This is a genomic window from Cellulomonas triticagri, from assembly GCF_003696205.1.
GTDB lineage: Bacteria > Actinomycetota > Actinomycetes > Actinomycetales > Cellulomonadaceae > Cellulomonas > Cellulomonas triticagri.
In genome coordinates, this window is record NZ_RFFI01000177.1 from 1 (window position 1) to 5,162 (window position 5,162).

Here is a 5,162-nt window from a genome sequence, read left to right on the forward strand (position 1 = left end):
GCTCGACCCGCGCATCGCCGCGACCGACCGCGCCGCCGCCGGCCGGTCGGCCGCCGGTGCCGCGCGGTCGGCGGCGGGGACGCTGCCGTTCGTCGGTCGGCTCGCGCGGCTGCTGCGGGCCCTGGACCCCGACGTCGTGCACAGCACGTCGCTCAAGGCCGACCTCATCGGCCTGCCCGCCGCGGCGCTCGCCTGCCGCCCCCTGGTCTGGCACGTGCACGACCGCATCGCCGACGACTACCTGCCCGGCCCCGTCGCGCGGGTGCTGCGCGTGCTCGCCCGGCGCGGACCCCGGCACGTCGTCGTGAACTCCCGCGCGACCGCCGCCACCCTGCTGCCCCTGCCGCGCGGCTGGACCCTCGCGTACCCGGGCCTCGCGCCCGAGCAGGTCGCCGTCGACCCCGCCGCGCGGGCCGTGCCCGCCGAGCCGGTCATCGGCCTGGTCGGCCGGATCAGCCCCACCAAGGGGCAGGTCGAGTTCGTCGAGGCCGCCGCGCTGCTCGCCGAGCGGTACCCGACCGCCACGTTCCGGATCATCGGGGAGGCGCTGTTCGCGGAGCAGGCGTACGCCGACCGGGTGCGGGCGCTGGTCGCCGAGCGCGGCCTGTCGGACCGGGTCGAGCTCACCGGCTTCGCCGCCGACCCGGCCGCCGCGATGGACGCCCTCAGCGTGCTCGTGCACGCGTCCCCGACGCCGGAGCCGTTCGGGCAGGTCGTCGCCGAGGGCATGGCGCGGGGAGTGCCCGTCGTCGCGACGTCCGGCGGCGGCGCGGACGAGATCGCCGTCGCCGAGGACGGCACCGCCCGCTGCCTGCTGGTCCCGCCGCGCGACGTCCCGGCCCTGGCCGCCGCCGTCGCGGAGGTCCTCGACCACCCGGAGGCCGCGGCGGAGCGTGCGGCGCGCGCGTGGAAGGACGTCCAGCAGGACTACGCCATCGCGGCGACCGCCGACCGCCTCACGCAGGTCTGGCGCACCACAGCCCGCTCCCGCTGACGCCCGCCCCCGCTGACGCCCGCCCCCGCTGACGCGAGCGGGTCCCCGCGCGCCCGCACCCGCGCCGCCGCATGCCGACTGTCCACTTCTCGCCTGCGCCCCCTCCCGTCCCCACAGGCGAGGACTGCACACTCGGCGCGCACCCGCGGGTGCGGGTGCGGGGCGTGCGAGGTGCGGAGTGCGCGGGCGCGCTCGCGCCCCGCGGGGGTCAGCGGGGGGTGGTGCGGACGCGGGTGAGGACCTGCTGCATCTCCTGGACGCGGTCCGACCAGCGGGGGACCTCCGCGGGGGCCTCGCCCGGGCCCGGGGGGACGCGGCGGTCCAGCACGCGCAGCACCGCGTCGGCGAGCTGCGGCGCGGACGCCGTGGTGACGCGCTCGGCGGGCTGGTCGCGGAACCCGGCGACCGGCGTCGAGACGACCGGTCGGCCGACGGCCAGGTATTCGTAGAGCTTGATCGGGTCCAGCGAGTCCGTGAAGTCGTCGACGACGTGCGGGACGACGAGCGCACCGGCGTGCTGCAGGTAGCCGGGCACGAGCGCGGCGGGCCGGGCGCCGAGCACGACGGCGCCGGCGGCCTCCAGCCGGGTGAGGTCCATCGCGTCGAGCAGCGGCGGGCCGACGAGCACGAGGCGGGCACCCGCGGCGCGCAGCCGGGTCGCGACCTGCACGCACGCCTCGACGTCGAGCCGGTCGGGGTGCAGCGTGCCGACGTAGACGGCGTAGTCCTCGTCCGGCAGGTCCGCGGGACGGGCGGCCGGGGTGCGGTAGGCGTCCACGTCGACGGCGTTGGTCAGCAGCGTGACCGGCCGGTCGGTGCCCTTGGTGCGCGCGAGCGCGGGGGAGCACACGACGACCTCGGCGCACCGCTCCACGAGGACCTGCTCGGCGGCGCGGACGCGCTCGTGCTCGGCGGGCTCGCGCACGGCGCGCAGCCAGTCGTCGGTGATGTCGTAGAGCGCGCGCCAGCCGGTGCGGCGCAGCACGGCGGCGCCGTCGGGGTCGTTGACCCAGAGCACCGGGTCGACCATGCCGAGCCGCCGGGCGACGCGGGCGATCGTGCGGGCGCGTCGGTCGTCGCCGCCGGGGGCGAGCCGTCGGGGCAGCCACTTGGTGGGTCGGTACGCCCACGCGCGGTCCTGCGGCGCGCCGTCGTCGGGCCCGAGCCGGCGCAGCCGCCGCCCGAGCCGGACGGGAGCGCCGCGCCGCAGGTCGTGCAGGTGGTCGACGGGCGGTTCCACGAACAGCACGCGCAGGTCGGGGTCGTCGGCGAGCAGCCCGGCCACCAGGTGCTGGTTGCGGCGCCACACCTCGTCCCAGGGCTCGAGGGACAGCACGACGAGGTCGCGTCGGGTGCCGTCGCCGGGTGCGCGCGACGAGCCCGGGGTCCGGGTGCCGGGCGTGGCCGGGGCGCTCACGCGCGCACCCCCGCGAGGTCGTCGGGGTCGGTGCCGAGCACCGGGTCCGCGGACCCGGGCGTGGGGGCGGCGGTGCCGGCCGGTCGAGGGTCGCCGCCGAGCGGGGACCCGAGCACGGCGGCGTAGACCGCCGCGATGCCGTCGGCGTGCGCCTCCGGCGCGAACCGGTGCTGGTGCAGGGCCCGGAGCTCCTCGCCGTACGCGGCACGCCGCTCGGGGTCGCGGGCGAGGGCGGCGAGCGCGGCTCCGGCGGCCTCGATGTCGTCGGGGTCGACCAGCACGGCGCCGTCGGCGGTGCCCACGGTCTCGGAGTGCCCGCCGCCGCGCCCGGCGACGACGGGGGTGCCGTGGGCCATGGCCTCGACGACGGACAGCCCGTAGGGCTCGTCGCCGCGCGGGGCGAAGAAGATCCCGGCGGTGGCGAGCAGGTCGTCCACGTCGGTGCGGGTGCCGAGGAACCGGGTGGCCCCGGCGACGCCGAGGTCCGTGGCCAGCGCCTCCAGCCGGGGGCGCAGCGCGCCGTCGCCCGCGAGGTGCAGCTCCCAGCCGGTGCCCGCGAGCCCGGAGGCGGCCCACATGCGCAGGGCGACGTCGGTGCGCTTCTCGGCCTCCAGGCGGTTGACCATGAGCACGACGGGGCGCCGGGTGGCGCGCGGTCCGGTGGCGGCGGGCACGCCCGGGTGCACGACGGTGGTGGGGCCCTCGACGCGGTCGGCGACGAACTGGCTGATCGCGACCTGCGCGGCGAGCCGGGGCGTGACGAACCGGCCGACGGCGCGGCCGACGCCCGACGAGCCGCGGGTGGCGGCGAAGTGCCGGGTGGCGACGACGGGTGCGCGCCGGGTCAGCACGGCGGCGAGCTCGGCGGTGGTCATGTGGGCGTGCACCAGGCGGGTGCAGGCCCGCCGCAGGGCGGCGACGGCGTGCCGGAGGGTGGGCGCGGGCGCCCAGTCGACGCCGGTGCCCGCGAGCTCGGTGGGCATGCGGTCCGCGGCCCCGCCGAGGACGAGGACCCGCAGACCACGGGCGTCCTGGGTGCGGGCGAGGGTGGTCACGTAGCGCTCGACGCCCGCGAAGGCGTCGGTGCACACCACGTGCACGACGTCGTGCGTCACGCGTGCTCCTTGTGGCCGATCGGCAGGGGGAGGCGCCGGCGGCGCGGTCGGTCGGGCTGGGCGTGCCGGGCCCGGCGTCCGGCCGCGCTGTCGGCGGGTCCGGGCTCGCGCACGGGTCCGGCGGGTGCCGCGACGGTGCGCGGCAGCCCGTCGTCGCCGGCGCCGGACCGGGCGGCGTAGGCGTGGGCGCCGAGGCAGATGCCCGCGATGACGAACGGGATGGACACCTGCGCGGCGACCCAGAACAGGTCGAACTGCCCCTGGACGAACCGCATCAGCACCATCACGAACGCGAGCGTCCCGTAGCGGGGGTCGACCCGCCACAGCACGACGAGGATCACCAGGAACATCAGCAGGAACCCGACGAGGCCGACGAGGCCGCCGGAGGACAGCATCTCGAACTCGGCGTTGGGCGGCTGGAAGCTCTCCGTGAACCGGTCGGTGTACCACCAGCGCAGGCCCGCGCCGAACCACGGGTACTGCTGCCAGATCTCGACGGACTGCGCGAACCAGGTGAGCCGCTGGTAGGCGGAGTTGTACTGGTCGCCGGACTCGAGCTGGTCCTGCACGAGCGTCCCGACGACGACCGCGGCGCCCGCGATGGCGACGAGCACGACCTTGGAGCGGTGCCGGTGCGGGTCGGGGCGCAGGGCCACGATGGCGACCGCGACGGCGAGGCCGATGAGGGCCTGCCGGGACTGGGCGACGAGGATGCCGGCGAGGAACAACCCGAACAGCCCGAGGCAGACCAGGTCGTTCCACCGCAGCCAGCGGGGCCGGGTGTAGACGATGATCGCGGCGAAGGCGAGCACGCAGCCGATGTAGTTCTTGTGCATCATCAGCGGCTCGTTGAGGTACACCGGGCCGGTGTTGCCGCTGGCGAGGTTGACCACGAACTGCGCGAGCGCGAACAGCGCGACGACGACGGCCCCGGCGACGAACAGCCCGAGCGCGAGGCGGGCCTTCCCGGCGGCGCCGATGGCCCAGCCGACGAGCAGCGCCCCGCCGACCAGCAGCCAGGAGTGGAACCACTCCACGACGTTGGCGACGTACGGGTTCGCGATGACGGTGAACAGCACCGTGGCCTGGTAGAACGCGGACGCCCACAGCACGTGGCGCATCGGGCGGGACAGCGGGCGCCGGCAGAACAGCAGCGCGGGCCAGAACCCGACGAACAGCACGAAGTCGGAGAGCGACAGCGCGCCGCCGACGCGGTTGACGAGCAGCAGCAGCGGCATGCCGAGGATCGGCAGGGCCAGCGGCTCGCGCAGCGTCAGGCCGACGACGAGGACGACGAGGCCGACGCCGACCGTGAGGTACGGCTCGACGGAGGTCAGCAGCGCCAGGACGACGCCGAGGGCGACGAGCCCGCCCGCGAGCAGCACCCGCCGGGTGGGCGTGGCGCGGGGCACGCGCTCCAGGACGCCGGGCGCCAGCCCGAGGCGGTGCGGCCGCACGCCGGGGGCGAGGTCGTCCCCGGGCGTCGTGGGGGGTGCGGGGGTGGTGGTGGTCATGCCGCGGCCTCCCGCTCGCTGGGACGGTGGGCGGGGTCCTGCGGGTCGCGGGGCGTGCGCGGGTCGCCGAGGGCGGCCTCGGCGCGCAGCGGGCCGCGCAGGTAGAGCCGGGTGCGCAGGCG

4 protein-coding genes are annotated in these 5,162 nt (G+C 77.3%); 1 reads left to right on the forward strand and 3 read right to left on the reverse strand.

Features of this window, described 5'->3' with window-relative positions:
• On the forward strand, window positions 1–994 hold a 994-nt coding region (locus tag EBM89_RS19340; RefSeq protein WP_122151229.1), incomplete at its 5' end, for a glycosyltransferase.
• A 208-nt stretch (window positions 995–1,202) separates the two neighbouring features.
• On the opposite strand, the gene EBM89_RS19345 is transcribed toward EBM89_RS19340, so the two are convergent.
• The 3 genes from EBM89_RS19345 to EBM89_RS19355 are packed head-to-tail and all read right to left on the reverse strand — an operon-like array spanning window position 1,203 to window position 5,040.
• The gene (locus EBM89_RS19345; RefSeq protein ID WP_122151230.1) at window positions 1,203–2,411 is read right to left on the reverse strand and encodes a glycosyltransferase; all 1,209 of its coding nucleotides are present in this window, start codon (window positions 2,409–2,411) and stop codon (window positions 1,203–1,205) included.
• Complete coding sequence (locus EBM89_RS19350) at window positions 2,408–3,526, reverse strand: glycosyltransferase family 4 protein (RefSeq protein ID WP_122151231.1); 1,119 nt, start codon at window positions 3,524–3,526, stop codon at window positions 2,408–2,410. The genes EBM89_RS19345 and EBM89_RS19350 overlap by 4 nt, the downstream gene beginning before the upstream one ends.
• Entirely contained in the window at window positions 3,523–5,040 is a 1,518-nt protein-coding gene (locus tag EBM89_RS19355) for an O-antigen ligase family protein (protein WP_122151232.1), read from the reverse strand. The genes EBM89_RS19350 and EBM89_RS19355 overlap by 4 nt, the downstream gene beginning before the upstream one ends.
• Window positions 5,041–5,162: the final 122 nt, after the last annotated feature.